Below are 18,024 nucleotides of genomic sequence, written 5' to 3' on the forward strand. Positions count from 1 at the left end.
ATGAAAATAAATGTTTTTTTACGATGTTTTTATTCTATGTTTTGTGCTTTCAATCATTTTATGACATCAGAAAATTGAGTTATTAAACATATTTTTTCTTTATTAACATGCTGATTTTTTATCAGTTATTCTGTTTTAATAAGTAGTAAATATTGATAAATTTATTACTTATTATAATATATAAATGAAATTTTAAGTGATGGAAACACTATTTTTAATAGTATAATAATGATTTCTTATAAAAAATTTATCTGTTTATGAAAATATATTTATACGGTTGTTTTAAATTTCTTGAAAAATTATTTTTTTTATTAATAATACCTGATAAATGCATAATAATAGTATTATATACATAAATAATACATGTGATAATATATGTTATATGATTTTTATAGCACAACCAATCGATATTTTTAGTTTATAATTTCAAAAAAACAAGTACTAGATATCATCATTCTAAAATGAAAAATGAAAAATAAGAGCTATTTTATTTTATAAAAAAAATTTTTTATAAAAAAATTAAATATATAAAATATTCTACATAGTATTTTATTTTTTTTATTATTAATTTTGAATAATAATATGAGTATTGCATGTTTTCCTTGATAAATCTAAATGATCATCATGACTAATATAACTATTAGCAAATAAATTAATATTTAAGTTTAATGCAATTAGTAAATTATCTTAGTTATTTTCTGGAATTGATCATAATTTCTTTGATTCGTACCGATAATCTTACATAATGTTTGATTCGGGGGAAAAAAGATGTTCGTTTTAATTGATGATCGTACTTTAGTAAAAGATGGTTATATTTCTCTTTTTAGTGATGATGGGGTTTCTTTGGAAGGATTTAATTCCCATGAGTTTGAAGAATGGTTTCAATCTTTAGCTAAAGAAGATGTATCTGCAATTGAATCTTTTCTAATAGGAAAAGGGGAAAAAGTTTTGGAATTACCACGGATTATCAAGGCTCAATCACAAATGCCTTTAATTGGAATTAGTGATTATCCATCTTTGCAAACAACCTTAGATTTCTTTGATTCTGGGGTAGATGATGTTGTAAACAAGCCTATCCATCATCGTGAAATATTGGCAAGAGTAGCGGCGATTCACAGGCGTTTCAAAGCATCTGTTAGGCATGAAGAGATTGAGCCTATTCGTGTATTTTCAGATGGACGTGATCCAGAAGTTCAAGGTGAAGTGTTCCCTTTACCTCGGAGAGAGCGTCGTATTTTAGAATATCTTATGGCTAATAGGGGAAAAAGAGTGGCTAAAACACAGATTTTCAGTGCTATATATGGTTTGTTTGACGATGAAGTAGAAGAAAATGTAGTTGAGAGTCACATTAGTAAATTGCGCAAGAAATTACGTAAAAAACTAGGATTTGATCCCGTTGATTCGAAAAGGTTCCTTGGTTATTCCATTGATTGGAATTAAGTTAACGAAATATTCACCATATTCAGTCTCACACAAGGGGTAAGACTTACTCTCCGCTAGATTGTTTAAATAAGTGGAGAAAAGTGCAATGGGCATTTTAGGAACTATGAAAACAGCTATGTCCGGTATGGATGCTCAATCTAATAGGATATCAGCGGTTAGTGATAATATAGCAAATGTAAATACTATCGGATATAAGCGTACATCCGTTGCATTTTCAACGCTTGTTTTCCCGTCTTCATCCAACTCTCATTTTTCTGGGGGAATAGAAGTTTCTGAAAAGGAGATGATATCCGAGCAGGGATCTCTTACTAATACGGGATCTAATACAGATTTAGCTATTCAAGGTAAGGGATTTTTTATCGTCAAAAATAGAGATGGAATTAATTGTCTGACAAGATCTGGTGATTTTCACGTTAATAACGGAGGGTTCTTAGAAAATACATCAGGAAGTATTTTGCTAGGTTATCCAGTAAAAAATATGACTTCTCCTTGGGTTGCTAATAGTTTTCAAGGATTAGAACAAATGAATGTAAAAAACTTTGAATTAAATGCACAATCTACTACTTCAGGAATTATTGCTGCTAATCTTGATAAAGATGCAGCGGTAGTAGCGCGTGAAAATAGTCCAAAAAATAATAAAAAAGATGCAGAGTATACTCATAAAAATTCTTTTTCATCTTATGATACGTTAGGTTCTCCTGTTATCTATGATTTGTATTATACAAAGGTTGGAGATAAAACATGGGATATATCAATTTTTCGTCAAGATCAAACAACAAAGCATGTTTTCCCGTATAAGAACGCTCCTTTAAGAAGTGTAGAGGTATCATTTGATCCTATAACGGGGAATTTAGACGATTCTTCTCCAAAAGAAATATCCTTTAATGACAATACTTCAGGAGTAAATCATCCAATAAAAATTGATATATCTAAAACAACTCAATTAGCAGGTGGCTTTATTCCACAACAATGTGAGATTAACGGTCATGCGCCAGGCAAGCCGAAAGATTTTTATGTTTCCAAAGATGGTTATGTAAGTGTTGTTTACGATGATGGCACACGAGTTCCAATATATCGTATGGCAATTGCCAGCGTTCCAAGTGAAGATAATTTAAGAATTTTGGATGGTAATACGTATATCCCGACACGTGAATCAGGTGAACTTAGCATTAGTTTCCCTGGTAAAAACCAAAATGGAGAAATTTTTTCTGGAGCTCTAGAGACTGCAAATGTTGATATTGCGAGTGAGTTGACAGAACTTATAGAAGCACAACGGAATTATGCTGTGAATTCAAAGGTATTCCAAACCGGTTCTGATTTAATGGATATTTTGATTAGTCTTAAAAGGTAATTTGATTAAGGAAACTATGATAATGTCTCTTGCATCTGTATTTAATAAAGCACAAAATATTTTCAGTAATGCTAGTCAACAATTCGCAACGATTGTTCGAAATATAGAGAATGCAGATAATAAAAATTATGTTCGTCGGGATGCTTCGACCGTTATAGATGCTGAAAATGTAAAAGTTGTTATTCAACGTTCTGAAAACAAGAATATGTTTGACAAATTATTGCATGCACATTCTTCTACTGCAGGACAGCAAAGACTATTAGAAAGTTTTGAAGCATTAAAAGCAATAATGGGAGCTGATAATAATTATCAAAATTCTCCTACATATTATATTTCGAAGTTTCGAGATTCTCTATCTACATATTCTAAAAATGTTTCGCAGGATATCTTGGGGAAACAAGTTATAGATGATGCAGAAGTATTGGTTCAAAATTTAAATGATTCTGCACGTGAAACACAAAAAATTCGTTCAGTTGCTGATAAAGAAATTGATTTAGAGATTACTAACTTAGAAGGATTATTATCTGAATTTACGGTTGTTAATGATGCTATAAAATTCAAAACTTCTACCAAGCATGATTCGAATGATTTATTCGACAAGCGTGATTTATTATTGCAAAAAATATCTGAAATCATTGAAATATCTACTATTGTGCGCAACAAAAATGATATGGTCATCTACACTTCGGATGGCACTACGTTATTTGAAACAGTGCCACGGGATATTAATTTTGAGAAGATGGATTTTTGTGTTGCTACAAGCAAAGGAAATCCTGTTTTTATTGATGGCGTAGCCGTTTCGCCTAATCAGGGATCATCTTCTCCTAAAGGTAAAATTAAAGCTCTTTTGCAGATCCGTGATAATGTAGCGCCAGCTTTTCAAAATCATCTTGATGAAATGACAAGGAATCTTCTGATTTCTTTTTCAGAAAAAGATCCAGTAGAGGGTCATTCAAAAAATATTCCTGGTTTGTTCATTGCGGATGGCGTCAAAGATTTTGGTAATAAATTGTATAAAGGTATTTCTACAGTTATTCGGATTAATCCTCAGTATAAGTATAATCCTTTGTTTTTGCGGGATGGTGGGTCTGTTTCAAAGGATTTTTTATGGAACGTTAAAGGTTTCGAATCATATCCAGACCTTATTAATCATTACTGCAATTCTTTGAATACAATTTTTTCATTTGATCCTGCAGCAGGAATAGAAACAAATGTTAGTTTATTAGAATATGGTCGTAACTCTATTGGGTGGTTAGAAAACAATAGATCTCATAATTATGATTCTCATATGAAAAATCAGGTCGTTTTTAATCATATTTCTGAATCGTATTCGAATACTTCAGGTGTTAACCTCCAAGAAGAACTCAGTTTTCTCATAAAAGTCGAGCAGTCGTATAATATCTCTAATAAGCTTATAATGTCTATTAACAAGATGTTACAAACTTTATTGGAAGGAGTTAAATAAGTTATGAAAACAACTGGTATTCCAACATCTTCCATATTTGATCGACTTAGTGTTTTCACTAAAGAGCTTAATAGTAATATTGTTAAATTACAAAAAGAATCTGTTACAGGGCAAATTTCAGATTATGGTTTGCAATTAGGAGCACGAGTAACGGGTGTTTTGGAATTAGAACAAGAAAAGGTTCATAGTGAAGAAATACTAAACGATAATAATCTTGCAAATAAAAGTTTGTCTATATCAAAAATTAATCTTGGTGATATGAGCATGATTGTGCAGGATACGTTGGAAGATTTAATTGCTCTTCAGCACAATAATGATGAAGTATTTACCAAGCAAATATTTAGTAAAAACTATAATTCATATAAGTCTTTTATGACATGTGCTAATATGACAGATGGGGGACGATATTTATTTTCTGGCATCAATACATCAGAAAAACCTTTGAACGATTATTTTGACAAAGATTCTCTAGCAAAAAAATCTTTTGATCAAATGCTACAAGTATTTCTTGAAGAAAATTCAAAATTAGTAGGACAAAATATAGAAGTTTCTTCCATGAGTGGTCAGCAGATGACTGATTTTATAAAAAAATTAGAAGATAAATTTTTAGATGACGAATATTGGTCAAAAAATTGGTCAAATGCTTCTAATCAAAATATCCAATATCGTGTACGGGATACTAATAATATTGATGTTTCTGTTAATATTAATACGACTGGAATACGTAATTTTATGCTTTTCTCAGTAATTGGGATAGAATTAGCAAGTAAAAATTTAACAGAATCAGCGAGACAAGTTCTTAATCTAAAGATGATTTCTGCTGTACAGAAAGCATCTTTAGATATCAATCATCAGCATGCTTCTTTAGGAGTATCTGAACAAAAAATTGATAAAGAAAAAGTCTTTCTCCAAGAAAAAATCAATATCATAGATGTTTTGCTGTTAAAATCAGTAGGTGTCGATGAGTATAAAACAAGTTCTCAATTATCAGGATTAATGAATAAAGTTGAGATGTCTTATATGATAACAGCTAAACTACATAAGTTAAGCTTGTTGAATTACCTTTGAATTTCATCATATCTCATACCAGGAAAGAATTATATATGCGTCAGTATTATGATGAGACTATGCAGGAATCTTCCATAGAATGTAAAAAACGTGAACGGTGGGTTCTAGACAAGGCTATTTCTTTGTTATCTACAGCGAATCAGTCTGCGCCAGATAGTAAAGAAGTTGTTGAGGCACTATTCTATACAACTCGTGTTTGGGTTGTGTTCATACAGGATCTTATTTCTGAAAACAACCAATTGTCTGAAGAAACGAAGATAAATCTTATTTCAGTTGGGTTATGGATTTTAAAAGAATGTGAGCGCATTAGGCGTAATCAATCAAATAATTATCAGGAGATCATTGATATTATTACTATCGTGAGGGATGGATTAAAGTGAATAGCCCTTTGCGAATTTCTCTGAAAGCTGGTGAGCGAATATTTTTAAATGGAGCTTTTGTACGGGTGAATAACAAAGTAATCCTTGAGCTTTTAAACGATATTACATTTATACTAGAACATCACGTAATAAAAGAAGAAGAAGCTTTAACACCATTCCATCAGTTATATCTCATAGTGCAGATGATTTTTCTTTTTCCTATTAAAAAAGATTATTTAATAGACCTTTGTCATAGGTATATAGGCGTTTTGTTCAATGTTATTCAGAGCCAACAGATGATTCTAGAACTAAAAAATATCGAATTTTTGGTAGATTCAGGTCGATTTTTTGAAGCTCTGAAAAACATTCGGAATCTCTATCTTATAGAAAATAGAGAGCTTAATAGTAATGCAATTTTTGCATCAATTTTTCAATGTATGCGTCAGGAGATTAAATCATGGAAATTAATACACAAGTAAATTCTATACAGCAAGAATCTTCAAAACCAAAATCTAAGAATATGATTGGTCAAGAAGCCTTTTTAAAGCTTTTAACGACCCAGATAAAACATCAAGATCCAACTGAACCGATGAAAGCGAGTGAACAAGTTGCTCAATTAGCTGTTTTTTCTCAGGTAGAGCAATCAGTACAAATAAACTCTACTTTGCAAGAATTACTGAAAAGCACTAATTTATCACAGGCATCTAGTTATATTGGCAAGAATATCACAAACGCTGATGGTTCTATCAGTGGTACCGTGAATAGTATTCAAATATCACCACAAGGTTTAGTGGCAATCACTGCTGACAATAAGGAAATTCTTATTACAACAGGGATTCGGGTGTCTAATTAGTTATAGTAAATGGTAATTTTATTGAGTAAGCACGAAATTAACACGAGATTAAAATGAATGAAGCAGATGTTTTGGAAATTGCTCGCGCGGCAATGTGGACTATTTTATCAGCGAGTGCTCCTGTTATTTTTTCGGCGATGTTTTTAGGTACTTTAATAGCCCTTTTACAAGCTTTAACCCAAATACAAGAAGTAACTTTGACTTTTGTTCCTAAAATTGTTGTGGTTTTCATTGCTCTCATTATTTCGGCACCATTTATAGGTGGACAAATGTCGTATTTTGTTACTTTAGTGCTTTCCCGTATTCAGTCTTCTGCGGGATAATATATTCATTTTCACACAATTCTTATGCACTAAAAGCGTTGATATACATTTATTTTTAGGCTGAGATCGTGAGATTGAAAGATGGCGCAATCATTAACAGGCAGAGATGATACAAATAAGCGGAATCATGTACACGATTTCGCTGTGTCTTTTTGTCTCGTTCTTATTATATGCATTCTTTTCCTTCCTATACCTACAATTCTTCTTGATATAGGACTAGCATCCTCCATTGCACTATCGATATTGATATTGATGGTAGCACTGTGGATTGAAAAGCCTTTGGAATTTTCTTCTTTCCCCACAATTCTTCTTATTGTGACGATTGTTCGTTTAGCGTTAAACATTGCTACTACGCGTGCTATTCTTTCATTTGGACATGAAGGATATGGCGCAGCAGGAAGGGTTATTGCTGGATTCGCATCTTTAATTATGACAGGAGATTTTGTAATAGGATTCATTATATTTATGATTTTAATTACAATTAATTTTATTGTGATTACAAAAGGAGCAACGCGTATAGCAGAAGTTGGGGCTCGTTTTACTTTAGATGCCATTCCCGGAAAGCAAATGGCTATTGATGCTGATTTATCTTCTGGGCTTATTGATGAAGAAGAAGCCAAAAGTCGTCGTAAAGAACTAGAAAAAGAAAGTGCTTTTTTTGGAGCGATGGATGGGGCATCAAAATTTGTACGTGGAGATGCGATAGCAAGTATTATCATCACGATAATTAATATCGTTGGTGGTATTGTTATGGGATGTTTTCGCTATGATATGTCAATTGGTCATGCCGCTGATGTCTTTGTTAGATTGTCAATAGGGGATGGGTTGGTATCACAAGTTCCAGCACTTATTATTTCTTTGTCGTCAGCTCTTTTAGTATCTCGTACAACTTCAAAAGGATCAACGAATACTGCTATTATTCATCAATTATCTCATTATCCCCGTGCATTATTGATTTCAGCATTTTTTATGATTGTTTTGTCTATGGTGCCGAATTTACCAGCCTTTCCTTTTATAATGTTGGGTGGTTTTTTTGCTTTTGCAGGATGCTACATTCCCTATAAAAACGAATTACAGCTTCTTGCACGAATCGCTCAAAATCAAGAATCCGCTAAACAAAATCAAGAATCAACGAATTTGAATTTATCTACTCCAGGCATTGAATTGGTGTTTGGAAGCTTAGTTTCGAGCCGTTTACTTTCTTCTCAGGGTGATCTTTTTTTGCGGGTTTCTAAAATACGTAGAAAGTTTGCTACACAATACGGATTTATAGTTCCAGAAATTAAAATTACAACAGATATTTCTGTTCCTGAAAAGGGATATATTATTAGAGTATATGGGACAGCAGTTGCAATAAGTGAGCTACGTGTTGGAGAAGTTTTAGTTATTTTAGGATCTGATCCAAAACCTACTTTTCCAGGAGATGAGGTGCGAGAACCCGCTTTTGGTATGCCAGCTATTGCTATCATGGAAAATTTTGCAGATGATTTACGGCGTAAAGGATTTCATCCTATTGATAATCTTTCCGTTGTTCTCACCCATTTAACTGAAGTTATTCGTAACAACTTATCGCAACTTCTTTCCTATAAAGATGTTAAGAATCTCATTGGTCAATTGGATTCTGAATATCAAAAACTTGCAGATGAAATATGTGTTGCTCATATATCTTATTCTGGGATACAAGCGGTTTTGAAATTATTATTAGCAGAGCATGTATCTATTAGAAATTTGCCATTAATATTAGAATCTATAGCTGAAGTAGCTCCACATTTTTGTAAGACAGCGCAGATAGTAGAACAAGTACGTATGCGAATGGCACAACAGATTTGTGGTGATTTAGCGCCTACAGGTAGCCTGAATATTCTCAAATTAGGTAATAGTTGGGATATGATTTTTTATCAGGCTATAAAAAGAGATGCCAAAGGAGAGTGTGTAGATTTTAATGTTGAGTCACGTTCTGTTGAAATGTTTTCAGAGAATGCTGCGAATTCAATTCGTCAATATATGGAGAAAGGTATCATAGTAACTATTGTCACTATACCAGAGATCCGCTCTTATATACGCATGATACTTGAAAGAACTTTTCCATCTTTAGCAGTTCTTTCACATATGGAAATAGCTAAAGGATTAAAAATAAATATTCTAGGTACAATTTCGTGATAATTCCTCCTGAAATTATTATCATGTCCTTATTTTTGATCGTTTGCCGTATTGGTAGTTGTATGATGCTTTTACCTGGTCTTTCAATGGCATACATTCCGATGCAAGTACGTTTGTGTTTTGCGATGGCATTTTCTATAGTACTACTTCCTTTTCTTTGGGATACAATTGATATTCAAAACTTTGAAGATAGGTCATATTATTTAAAATTGGTGATGTTAGAATTGTTTTTAGGATGTGTGTATGGTTTGTCTATACGTGTATATACACTTGGGTTGCAGTTTGTAGGTGGTGTGATATCTACTGCGATTGGTTTAAATTTACAACCAAGTATGGGAATATCTGATTCCATGTCAGAAACGCCGTTTAGTTCTTTTATTGGCATAATAGGGTTGTTAGCGTTATGGGTAACAGATTTTCATCATTATATTTTTGAAGCGCTTGTAAAATCTTATGGGACAATTGCGATTGGCAAAGAAGTTGATTTTAATGGGATCTTTTTTTCTTTCGTTGATATGTTACGAATGACGTTCATTATAATGTTAAGGCTATCCGGTCCATTTTTATTTTTTTGTATAGTGTTTAATATTTCTATTGGATTATTGAATAAATTAGTACCGCAGATTCCTGTTTACTTTATTTCTACTCCTTATTTAATAGGGCTAGGATCTTTGTTTTTATATTTGTTGATTGAGAATATTGTACATAATTTTGCGCGTTCTTTTTTATATGGGGTTTTTTAGTCTTATGAGAAATATGTGATGCGATTTCGTGATTCAAAAAAAATATGTAAGATTCTTTCTGTGCAACATTGTTTGAAAAGTGTTGCAGAAGTAAATCTTACTTGCACTATATTAGAACGTAAGAAAATAAATATTTTAAGAGAAGAATTAATTAATTCAATAAATTCAACTGCATTAACCAATCCTTTGCTCGCTTCGCATTATTCAAGATTTTATCATTATTTGAGTGATAATGATAAAAAAATATCGAGTTTACAGTCGACTCAAGAACACATACTTTTATCTGAAAAGGCAAAAATTGATCGATTAACTGAGATGACAGACAGAATACACATTTTAGAAGAACGTCAATTTGAGGATAAAAATAATGAAGAAAATATAGAACAAAAAATAATATTTAATGCAGTTTCCCGCAAGTTTATGTCTTTATAAGACTATATTAGAATTGATTTTTTATAAAAATATGGCGGTTTAAATTTTATGCACGTTTCTCCTTATAACAGTAATACACCTTATTTGCAAAGCATGGAAAGTAACTTTAGCAAAGTAACACAAGATGATTCTTTTAAATCTTTTACTTGCGTAAAAAATTTAAAAGAATCATCTAACAAATCAAAAGATGTAATAGAAGCAACGCAAAAATTACAAGGTGTTTTAGTTCAATATTTTATTAAGTCTATCTTGCCAGAAGAAACAACTAAATCTTTAGGGGGAGGGTTTAATGGAGATTTTTGGCGAGATGTTTTTGCAGAAAACATAAGCAATTTCATAGTTAAACAACAAAAAATGATATTTAATTTACCTGAAAAAAGTAAATGAAATTTTTTTAGATAATTTTATAAAACAAAAAAATATCTTACATACGACAAGGTGAGAAAATAATATCGTGTCTACTTTAGAAAATTATCGCATTCGAACCGTGTTGAAAAGAGCGATAGCAGTTATAGACAATGAAAATAATAATTTCAAAAATAATATTCAGTTTGATATTAACGTTTCAAACGACCTTAAAGGTCGTTGTTTGCATGAATTATCAACATGTTTTCTTTCTTGTGAAGAGATGTCACGCGATCATGCAGAACAAATACGTATTTTACATGAGAAATTAGAATTAAATTCTTCTCTATTAGAGTCTTATTTAGAAGCTGCTCGGGCAGTAGCTGATTTATTTAAAAAGAAATTACAGGATATGGATGCTGATGGCACTTATCAAGATGGATTTCCTAAATATTTGGATACATGTAAAACTGATATGTAGGTAGTAATTTATTACAAACATTTAATATTTTTTATAATTTATCCAGAGGTTGTTCATGCGATGGCTATCATGTACTGAAAATGCATCCTTCAAGTAGATATATAAGGTTTTTTATTATATGTTGAAAATTTTATTTTCTGGAATATGGATATCAATCGTAACATTAATATCCTTTTATATGCTGTTTATACGTTCCATAGATACAAATACAGGAAATGACGCGTCAGCTGTCATAAATAAAAATGATATGATAACAGGAGAATTGGTTTCTATTCCTGTCGTCTCTAATGGAGTTATTCAGGCTTACTTTTTCATTAAACTATCTTTTATTGTCAAAAGTAGTCAACAGAGACTTTATTTAAAAGCAATTTCCACTGATTATTTGTATACATTGCTTGCCGGCTCTCCTTTTGGTGATCTTGTGCAAATTAAAGCTTTTGGTTTTGATAATCTCCGTCAAAAAATCAAAGAAGATCTCAATTTGAAGTTGGGTAGTCCATTAATATTGGATGTTTTGATAGATAAATTGCATTATCTATCTATTGTAGATATACGTCTTAATTGTTGGCATTTAGACAGTAAAGCATTAGATCTTATTACTCACAAAGGATCTTTAATTGAAAAAAACAAAGAAAATTTAAAATAATGATACATCAAAATTGATTTATATTGTGAAATTTTATTACTATATTAATATGATGATAACATATTTTAATATGATATTTGTTTTATTTAAGAATTTTTATAGATAGTGGAGAGTTTATACTCTTTCGTTGTGTTAATAAATGCAGATGGCTTGTCCACGATGTGCTATTGACATCGTGATTATGTTCATTTCGCTTAAAGAAAGAAGATGCACTTCTTTCTTATAGTAAAGTAAAATATTAGATAACATAAGGAGAAGGATAAATATGGCTTCTTTGATAGATGGAAAATTTATATCTTCTGCTTTGATTCAAAAGATTTCTGAATCTGTTATGTTTTTAAAAAAGGAAAAGGGAGTTCAAGTCGGTCTGGCTGTTATTCTAGTAGGAGATGATCCTGCTAGTTGTTCTTATGTATTAGCTAAATCACGGATGGCTAAAAATTGTGGTTTTAATTCTCTTCAATATAACTTTCCCACAGATGTTTCTCAAGATGATTTGCAAAATGCAATTGCAGAATTAAATAAAAATGATTCAATACATGGGATACTAGTACAACTACCGCTTCCATCTACTTTACATGATCAATCTATCCTTCAATATATTGCTCCAGAAAAAGATGTAGATGGTTTGCATGTTGTCAACGCAGGAAAAGTGATGACTGGTGATTTGACGACGGGACTGATATCTTGTACTCCGGCAGGTGCGATATTTTTAATTGAAAATTGTAAAGGATGCGATTTATCGGGTCAACATGCTGTGGTAATAGGGCGATCTAATCTTTTTGGTAAGCCAATGGGACAATTATTGCTTTCTAGAAATGCTACGGTGACTATGGCGCATTCAAAGACTAAAAATTTACCGGAAATTTGTCGATCTGCGGATATTCTTGTTGTTGCTGTTGGTCAGCACCGTATGGTTCAAGCGGATTGGATTAAGGCAGGATCTTTGATTGTAGATGTGGGGATTAATAGAATAAGTTGTCCTGAACTAGGGAAAAATATATTAGTAGGAGATGTTGCGGACGAATGTAGGTCCATTGCAGGATCTATCACTCCTGTTCCAGGTGGAGTTGGTCCAATGACTATAGCAATGCTTATGGCGAATACAGTTATTGCTGCTTACCGACTTTCTGGGATTGAACCTCCAAAATTTGATGTAAAATCAATATTTGATGTAAAATCAATAAAAGAAAAAGCTATGTAAAAAACGATTAAGGTATTCAGAGCAACTATTTAAGATTGGGAAGTCCAGTATATTGCAATATTTGATTGTGCATTCCGTAAAAAAGCTCTGATAGGCATTTCTAATATATCATATCCTGAAATAGCTTGTTCTAAAATATATTTTTTTTGTATTCCCTCAATATGCAATGCCAAAAATCGCGCATCATGTAATGCAGAAAAATTCAGGCTCATACGTTTATTGATATCAGATTGATTTTCAATAGCAATTACAGATCGAGGCATATTAATGTCAAGAGCAATAGGCAGTATATCTCCTTTAGGGAAAAAAGAAGCTGTATGTCCATCTATTCCCATCCCTAAAACTACAGCATCAAATGGGAAAGAGATTGATTGATGAATTTGTTCATTTGCGATTCGAACGGATTCTTCTATTGTTTTTTGTGGATAGTAAAGAGCAATAAAAGATGATTTCTGAGCTTTGTTTTTGAGAAAAAACTGTGACACAAATGATTGATTCGAATACGAACTTTCAAGTGGCACAAAACGTTCATCGACTAAGGTGACCGTTACCTTATTCCAGTCAATATTTATCATGGATAGTTCTTCTAAAAACATTCGAGGTGTTGAACCACCAGATAATGCAAGACTTGCGGATCCTCTTTTTGTTATCCCAATAGAGAGTTGTTTTGCTATTTTTTTTGCTAACTCTTGCGCTAGTTGTTTTTTATTTTTTGCAACATGTAATTTATATTGTTGCATATGATGGATCCTTAAGTACTTTCATGCCACTTGTGACTATTTTTTTGTAGTAATACATTTGATTGATTTGGTCCCCACGTACCTGCAGCATAATAATCAACATTTTGACTCACAGTTTTCCAACTTTTTAGTATAGAATCGCTCCATCTCCAGGATTCTTCAACTTCATTATATCCCATAAAAAGTGTTTGATCAGCATGTACAATATCCATAAGTAGGCGTTCATACCCATCGGGATTGCGGTGTATTTTTTGAGAATCACAACATATTTGTAGAACATTTTTTTTTAATTTTACGCCACTTGTGCTATGATCTTTAGTAATAATTACTTGTTCAATTCCTCCATTGTTTTGTAGACGTAAAATTAATTTATTAGCTTCTATTGTGGACATCTGATGATCGAAAATAGTACAAGGTGCGTGCTTAAAGGAAATTACAATTTCTGAGACATGTTTGGCAAGATATTTCCCTGTGCGGAGATAAAAGGGAATTCCAGACCATCGCGAGTTTTCAATACTTGCTTTTATTGCGACGAAAGTTTCGGTATCCGACATACCTGACGGAATTGTTTCAAGATAACCTTTTACAGGAAAGCCATTGACAATTCCAGCTTGATACTGTCCTCGTACTGTTAATTCTTTTACATTTTGGGGAGTAATAGTTTTAAGTGACTGTAATACCTTTATTTTTTCATTTTTAATAGATTTTTCTTCCATAGAAACAGGCATTTCCATGGAAACAAGACAAAGAAGTTGCAAAAGATGATTTTGAATCATATCACGTAATGCACCTGTATTCTCATAATAATCGATCCGATTTTCTATACCAATAGTTTCTGCAGTAGTAATTTGAATCTGATCAATGTATTTATTATTCCAAAGAGATTCATAAAATATATTGGCGAATCGAAATGCCAATAGTCCTTGCACCGCTTCTTTTCCAAGATAATGATCAATGCGGAAAATTTGACTTTCTTTGAATATTTTACCAGTGATTGCATGAATTGTTTGTGCAGAATTTAAATCATGACCAATAGGCTTTTCCAATACTACGCGTGTATCTTCTGTGACGAGATTATTGTCATGTATCTTTTGAGAAATTTTTCCAAAAAATATAGATGATATGGCTAGATAAAAAACTCTGATTTTATTTTGATCAATTTCTAATAATGTTTTGAGTATGTCCCATCCATAATTTTTTTCTACATCTAAATTAACATAGAAAATAAAAGAGAGAAAATTCTTAACTTTTAAAGGATTATATTCACCATTTTTAAGGTATCTTTTAAGTTCTGTATCGACAAAAGATCGGTATTTTTCAACAGACATTTTTATTCTACAGACGCCGATAATTCGACTAAAGATTTGATCTTTTTCTTGATTCACATAGTTATTATATAGAGCGGGGAATAGTTTGCGTTTTGCAAGGTCTCCTGTACCTCCGAATATAATAAAGTCAAAATTATTCATATGAGGAGCTTTATTTTGCATAAAAATAGATACTTTTCTGTCGGGATATGTCTTTTAAATAACTAAAATGTTTGAGGAATAATTTAATATAATAACGGTAGTTAGACATTTAGGAGTAAAAATTCTCTTTCCCAAGGACTAATAACTTGCATAAAGGTTTCAAATTCATTTCTTTTTAAAGTCGTATAGATATCAATAAATTGTGATCCGAAAATATCTCTGAAATCAGACGTGTTTTCTAAAAGTGTTACCGCTTCTAATAGTCCACGTGGCAAGTTAATTGCTTCTAGATTAGCAGATTTCGTAGTTGGAGGTGTAGGCTCTATTTTTTGTAGAATACCTAATAATCCACATGCTAATGATGCAGCAAGAACTAGATAAGGATTCGTGTCTGATGATGGAAGGCGATTTTCTATCCTTTTTGTATTGGCATCGGAAAAAGGTATACGGAATGCTGTGGTTCTATTATCATATCCCCAAGCGTTATTGACAGGACATCCCATATCAAGAACCATGCGACGATAAGAATTTACATAGGGAGCTAGCATAACCAAGGCATTAGGAATATATTGTTGCAGACCACCTATAAAATATCTAAATAAATCTGTTTCAGACCCATCAGGATTGGAGAAGATATTCTTATTGCTTTTGATGTCTAATACAGATTGATGAATATGCATAGCAGATCCAGGATAGTTTTGCATTGGTTTTGCCATAAAAGTCGCATAAATGTCATGTTTGAAAGCTGCTTCACGTATAGTTCTTTTGAATAAGAAAACTTGATCTGCTAGTTTTAAAGGATCTCCATGGCGTATATTTATTTCGAATTGAGCAGGGCCTTCCTCATGTATCAAAGTATCTATTTCAAGCCCTTGTTTTTCAGAAAACTTCCATATGTCATCAATGACTTCATCAAATTCATTGATTCCCATGATTGAATAGCTTTGCCCTCCAAGGATTGAGCGTCCAGATCGACCCTTTGGAGGATGCAATGGATAATCTGGATCTTCATTTTTAGCAATAAGGTAAAATTCAATTTCTGGAGCAATGATTGGTTTCAATCCATTTTTAGCATAAAAATTTAAAACTCTTTTTAGGACATTGCGGGGTGTATAAGTAACTTCTTCACAATCATAGTCGACGACGTCACAGACTATTTGAGCTGTTGGATCTATTTCCCATGGGACAACGCTTAAAGTGGAAAGGTCGGGAGATAATCTTAAATCTCCGTCTTTTTCATGGGAAGGAGAGCGCATTGATTCTCCAGATATTGTATGGCGATAGATCGCAGAAGGGACAGTTAGGGGTATATTGGATGTAAATTTTGATGATGGCATCATCTTACCACGAGGAATACCTGCTAGATCTGGTGTAATGCATTCAACATCTTCAATACGACGTTCTTTAAGCCATTGCGCCGCTTGATCCCAGTTTTCTACACCTCTTACGTTTACTATAGATTGATCATTTTCGTTCATAGCACAGGAGATCACTTAATTAATATATGTTAATATGTCGTATAAAATTTTAATAACATGACAATATATACCATCAATGTTTAATATAATAAATATGATCGCTGCTTTTTGTTGCTAATATTTTATTTTGTGAATGTTTTTCGATTAAAATTAATTTCTTGATGGCAAATCATATGTTTTTCCGTTGTTGATGAAAAACCGCTCATTATATGCTTACGATAATCTATACTGAAAAATATTTATCACTACAAACATTTCGCGCATACTTCCCCATCACGATGTAAAGCATCATATAATATAGTGATCTTACGCATTACTCTTGACATGAGTCAGTAACATTAATTCCAATCTAAACTGCTACCCTGTTGATACTCATTGACACGTGTTTCAAAAAAATTCTTTTCTTTTTTCAGGTCTATAATTTCGCTCATCCATGGGAAAGGATTATCAGTCGGTTCAAAAACGGGATCCAATCCAATTTGTGCACAACGGCGATTTGTTATAAAACACATGTATTTTTCGCATAAATCAGCGTTAATACCAAGGAATCCTCGTGGCATAGTATCTTTTCCATAAGCCACTTCAAGAAGAGCAGCATCTTTTAACATTTTTTGTACTTCTTGTTGAAAATCTTTTGTCCAAAGATGTGGATTTTCAATTTTTATCTGATTAATTACATCAATGCCAAAATTGAGATGGACTGATTCGTCGCGCATAATGTATTGATATTGTTCTGCAATACCAACCATTTTATTATATCTTCCTAATGATAATATTTGTGCGAATCCAGTATAAAACCACATTCCTTCAAAAACCACATAAAAAGCAATAAGATCACGCAAGAACTCTTGATCACGTTCATTTGTTCCAGTGGAAAATGATGGGGAAGTAAGATTTTTAGTATATTGTAAAGCCCAGCTTGCTTTATTGGTAATAGAGGGAATTTCTCGGTACATGTTAAATAATTCTCCTTCATCAAGACCGAGACTTTCCACAATATATTGGAATGTATGTGTATGAACAGCTTCTTCATAAGCTTGTCGCAAGAGATATTGTCGACACTCTGGATTAGAAAGATGTCGATATATAGCCAATATAATATTATTAGCTACAAGACTTTCAGAAGAAGCAAAGAAACCCAAATTGCGTTTAATCATATGACGCGCATCTTCTGTTAACCCATCAGCCGACTTCCAAAGAGCAATATCCGCTTGCATAGATACTTCTGTTGGCATCCAATGATTGTTACATGCTGACAAATACTTTTCCCACGCCCATTTATATTTTAAAGGTAACAGCTGATTTACATCAGAACGTGCATTAATCATCCTTTTCTCATCTACATCAATACGTGTAGAACCTCTTTGAATGGGTCCTAAACCTGCATTATCAGGTATCTGATCTGAAGGAGAACGATGTTTTATAGTATAAGAGTGTAATATACTGATATTAACCATGAAATTC

At 32.4% G+C, this 18,024-nt stretch carries 19 protein-coding genes; 15 read left to right on the forward strand and 4 right to left on the reverse strand.

Going from position 1 to position 18,024, the window contains the following annotated elements:
* Window positions 1-768: 768 nt before the first annotated feature.
* The 15 genes from G293_RS03745 to folD all read left to right on the forward strand — a co-directional run bounded on the left by G293_RS03745 (window position 769) and on the right by folD (window position 12,873).
* Complete coding sequence (locus G293_RS03745; protein ID WP_047264367.1) at window positions 769-1,440, forward strand: response regulator transcription factor; 672 nt, start codon at window positions 769-771, stop codon at window positions 1,438-1,440.
* 88 nt (window positions 1,441-1,528) lie between these two features.
* Complete coding sequence (locus tag G293_RS03750) at window positions 1,529-2,794, forward strand: flagellar hook protein FlgE (protein ID WP_047264368.1); 1,266 nt, start codon at window positions 1,529-1,531, stop codon at window positions 2,792-2,794.
* 16 nt (window positions 2,795-2,810) lie between these two features.
* On the forward strand, window positions 2,811-4,259 hold the full coding sequence (gene flgK, locus G293_RS03755; protein ID WP_244464370.1) for a flagellar hook-associated protein FlgK: 1,449 nt from the start codon (window positions 2,811-2,813) through the stop codon (window positions 4,257-4,259).
* 3 nt (window positions 4,260-4,262) lie between these two features.
* Window positions 4,263-5,327: a flagellar hook-associated family protein gene (locus tag G293_RS03760; RefSeq protein ID WP_047264370.1), complete on the forward strand. Its 1,065-nt coding sequence runs from the start codon at window positions 4,263-4,265 to the stop codon at window positions 5,325-5,327.
* 35 nt (window positions 5,328-5,362) lie between these two features.
* Complete coding sequence (gene flaF / locus G293_RS03765; protein WP_047264371.1) at window positions 5,363-5,707, forward strand: flagellar biosynthesis regulator FlaF; 345 nt, start codon at window positions 5,363-5,365, stop codon at window positions 5,705-5,707.
* Window positions 5,704-6,165, forward strand: coding sequence for a flagellar biosynthesis repressor FlbT (locus tag G293_RS03770; protein ID WP_047264372.1), 462 nt, complete (start codon window positions 5,704-5,706; stop codon window positions 6,163-6,165). The genes flaF and G293_RS03770 overlap by 4 nt, the downstream gene beginning before the upstream one ends.
* Window positions 6,144-6,539 (forward strand): flagellar hook assembly protein FlgD, encoded by a 396-nt coding sequence (gene flgD, locus G293_RS03775; protein ID WP_047264373.1) that lies wholly within the window; start codon window positions 6,144-6,146, stop codon window positions 6,537-6,539. Before G293_RS03770 ends, flgD begins: the two co-directional genes overlap by 22 nt.
* 53 nt (window positions 6,540-6,592) lie before the next feature.
* The gene (gene fliQ / locus G293_RS03780; protein ID WP_047264374.1) at window positions 6,593-6,862 is read left to right on the forward strand and encodes a flagellar biosynthesis protein FliQ; all 270 of its coding nucleotides are present in this window, start codon (window positions 6,593-6,595) and stop codon (window positions 6,860-6,862) included.
* 81 nt (window positions 6,863-6,943) lie between these two features.
* Window positions 6,944-9,022 carry a flagellar biosynthesis protein FlhA gene (gene flhA / locus G293_RS03785; RefSeq protein ID WP_047264375.1) on the forward strand — a complete coding sequence of 693 codons (2,079 nt, stop codon included), beginning with the start codon at window positions 6,944-6,946 and terminating at the stop codon, window positions 9,020-9,022.
* Window positions 9,019-9,765, forward strand: coding sequence for a flagellar biosynthetic protein FliR (locus G293_RS03790; RefSeq protein WP_047264376.1), 747 nt, complete (start codon window positions 9,019-9,021; stop codon window positions 9,763-9,765). The genes flhA and G293_RS03790 overlap by 4 nt, the downstream gene beginning before the upstream one ends.
* A gap of 18 nt (window positions 9,766-9,783) precedes the next feature.
* Window positions 9,784-10,197 (forward strand): hypothetical protein, encoded by a 414-nt coding sequence (locus tag G293_RS03795; protein WP_047264377.1) that lies wholly within the window; start codon window positions 9,784-9,786, stop codon window positions 10,195-10,197.
* A gap of 48 nt (window positions 10,198-10,245) precedes the next feature.
* Window positions 10,246-10,584: a hypothetical protein gene (locus G293_RS03800; RefSeq protein WP_047264378.1), complete on the forward strand. Its 339-nt coding sequence runs from the start codon at window positions 10,246-10,248 to the stop codon at window positions 10,582-10,584.
* A 67-nt stretch (window positions 10,585-10,651) separates the two neighbouring features.
* Window positions 10,652-11,023 (forward strand): hypothetical protein, encoded by a 372-nt coding sequence (locus G293_RS03805; RefSeq protein WP_047264379.1) that lies wholly within the window; start codon window positions 10,652-10,654, stop codon window positions 11,021-11,023.
* Window positions 11,024-11,141: 118 nt separating this feature from the next.
* On the forward strand, window positions 11,142-11,669 hold the full coding sequence (locus tag G293_RS03810; protein WP_047264380.1) for a hypothetical protein: 528 nt from the start codon (window positions 11,142-11,144) through the stop codon (window positions 11,667-11,669).
* Between the two features lie 265 nt (window positions 11,670-11,934).
* Complete coding sequence (folD, locus tag G293_RS03815; protein ID WP_047264381.1) at window positions 11,935-12,873, forward strand: bifunctional methylenetetrahydrofolate dehydrogenase/methenyltetrahydrofolate cyclohydrolase FolD; 939 nt, start codon at window positions 11,935-11,937, stop codon at window positions 12,871-12,873.
* A 29-nt stretch (window positions 12,874-12,902) separates the two neighbouring features.
* On the opposite strand, the gene pgl is transcribed toward folD, so the two are convergent.
* The 4 genes from pgl to G293_RS03835 form a co-directional block, all read right to left on the reverse strand.
* Window positions 12,903-13,613, reverse strand: coding sequence for a 6-phosphogluconolactonase (gene pgl / locus G293_RS03820; RefSeq protein WP_047264382.1), 711 nt, complete (start codon window positions 13,611-13,613; stop codon window positions 12,903-12,905).
* A gap of 11 nt (window positions 13,614-13,624) precedes the next feature.
* Window positions 13,625-15,103 (reverse strand): glucose-6-phosphate dehydrogenase, encoded by a 1,479-nt coding sequence (gene zwf, locus G293_RS03825; RefSeq protein ID WP_047264383.1) that lies wholly within the window; start codon window positions 15,101-15,103, stop codon window positions 13,625-13,627.
* An 80-nt stretch (window positions 15,104-15,183) separates the two neighbouring features.
* Complete coding sequence (locus G293_RS03830) at window positions 15,184-16,560, reverse strand: glutamine synthetase family protein (protein ID WP_047264384.1); 1,377 nt, start codon at window positions 16,558-16,560, stop codon at window positions 15,184-15,186.
* Window positions 16,561-16,898: 338 nt separating this feature from the next.
* The gene (locus tag G293_RS03835; RefSeq protein ID WP_047264385.1) at window positions 16,899-18,017 is read right to left on the reverse strand and encodes a ribonucleotide-diphosphate reductase subunit beta; all 1,119 of its coding nucleotides are present in this window, start codon (window positions 18,015-18,017) and stop codon (window positions 16,899-16,901) included.
* Window positions 18,018-18,024: the final 7 nt, after the last annotated feature.

It is taken from the genome of Candidatus Liberibacter africanus PTSAPSY, from assembly GCF_001021085.1.
GTDB lineage: Bacteria > Pseudomonadota > Alphaproteobacteria > Rhizobiales > Rhizobiaceae > Liberibacter > Liberibacter africanus.

What these genes read in the sequence shown, in the direction of transcription:
- G293_RS03800 (WP_047264378.1), top strand. Translation starts at nt 10,246, where the DNA reads ATGCACGTTTCTCCTTATAACAGTAATACACCTTATTTGCAAAGCATG.
- fliQ (WP_047264374.1), top strand. Translation starts at nt 6,593, where the DNA reads ATGAATGAAGCAGATGTTTTGGAAATTGCTCGCGCGGCAATGTGGACT.
- pgl (WP_047264382.1), bottom strand. Translation starts at nt 13,613, where the DNA reads ATGCAACAATATAAATTACATGTTGCAAAAAATAAAAAACAACTAGCG.
- G293_RS03830 (WP_047264384.1), bottom strand. Translation starts at nt 16,560, where the DNA reads ATGAACGAAAATGATCAATCTATAGTAAACGTAAGAGGTGTAGAAAAC.
- G293_RS03750 (WP_047264368.1), top strand. Translation starts at nt 1,529, where the DNA reads ATGGGCATTTTAGGAACTATGAAAACAGCTATGTCCGGTATGGATGCT.
- flaF (WP_047264371.1), top strand. Translation starts at nt 5,363, where the DNA reads ATGCGTCAGTATTATGATGAGACTATGCAGGAATCTTCCATAGAATGT.
- flgD (WP_047264373.1), top strand. Translation starts at nt 6,144, where the DNA reads ATGGAAATTAATACACAAGTAAATTCTATACAGCAAGAATCTTCAAAA.
- folD (WP_047264381.1), top strand. Translation starts at nt 11,935, where the DNA reads ATGGCTTCTTTGATAGATGGAAAATTTATATCTTCTGCTTTGATTCAA.
- G293_RS03760 (WP_047264370.1), top strand. Translation starts at nt 4,263, where the DNA reads ATGAAAACAACTGGTATTCCAACATCTTCCATATTTGATCGACTTAGT.
- flhA (WP_047264375.1), top strand. Translation starts at nt 6,944, where the DNA reads ATGGCGCAATCATTAACAGGCAGAGATGATACAAATAAGCGGAATCAT.
- zwf (WP_047264383.1), bottom strand. Translation starts at nt 15,103, where the DNA reads ATGCAAAATAAAGCTCCTCATATGAATAATTTTGACTTTATTATATTC.
- G293_RS03795 (WP_047264377.1), top strand. Translation starts at nt 9,784, where the DNA reads ATGCGATTTCGTGATTCAAAAAAAATATGTAAGATTCTTTCTGTGCAA.
- G293_RS03745 (WP_047264367.1), top strand. Translation starts at nt 769, where the DNA reads ATGTTCGTTTTAATTGATGATCGTACTTTAGTAAAAGATGGTTATATT.
- G293_RS03835 (WP_047264385.1), bottom strand. Translation starts at nt 18,017, where the DNA reads ATGGTTAATATCAGTATATTACACTCTTATACTATAAAACATCGTTCT.
- flgK (WP_244464370.1), top strand. Translation starts at nt 2,811, where the DNA reads ATGATAATGTCTCTTGCATCTGTATTTAATAAAGCACAAAATATTTTC.
- G293_RS03810 (WP_047264380.1), top strand. Translation starts at nt 11,142, where the DNA reads ATGTTGAAAATTTTATTTTCTGGAATATGGATATCAATCGTAACATTA.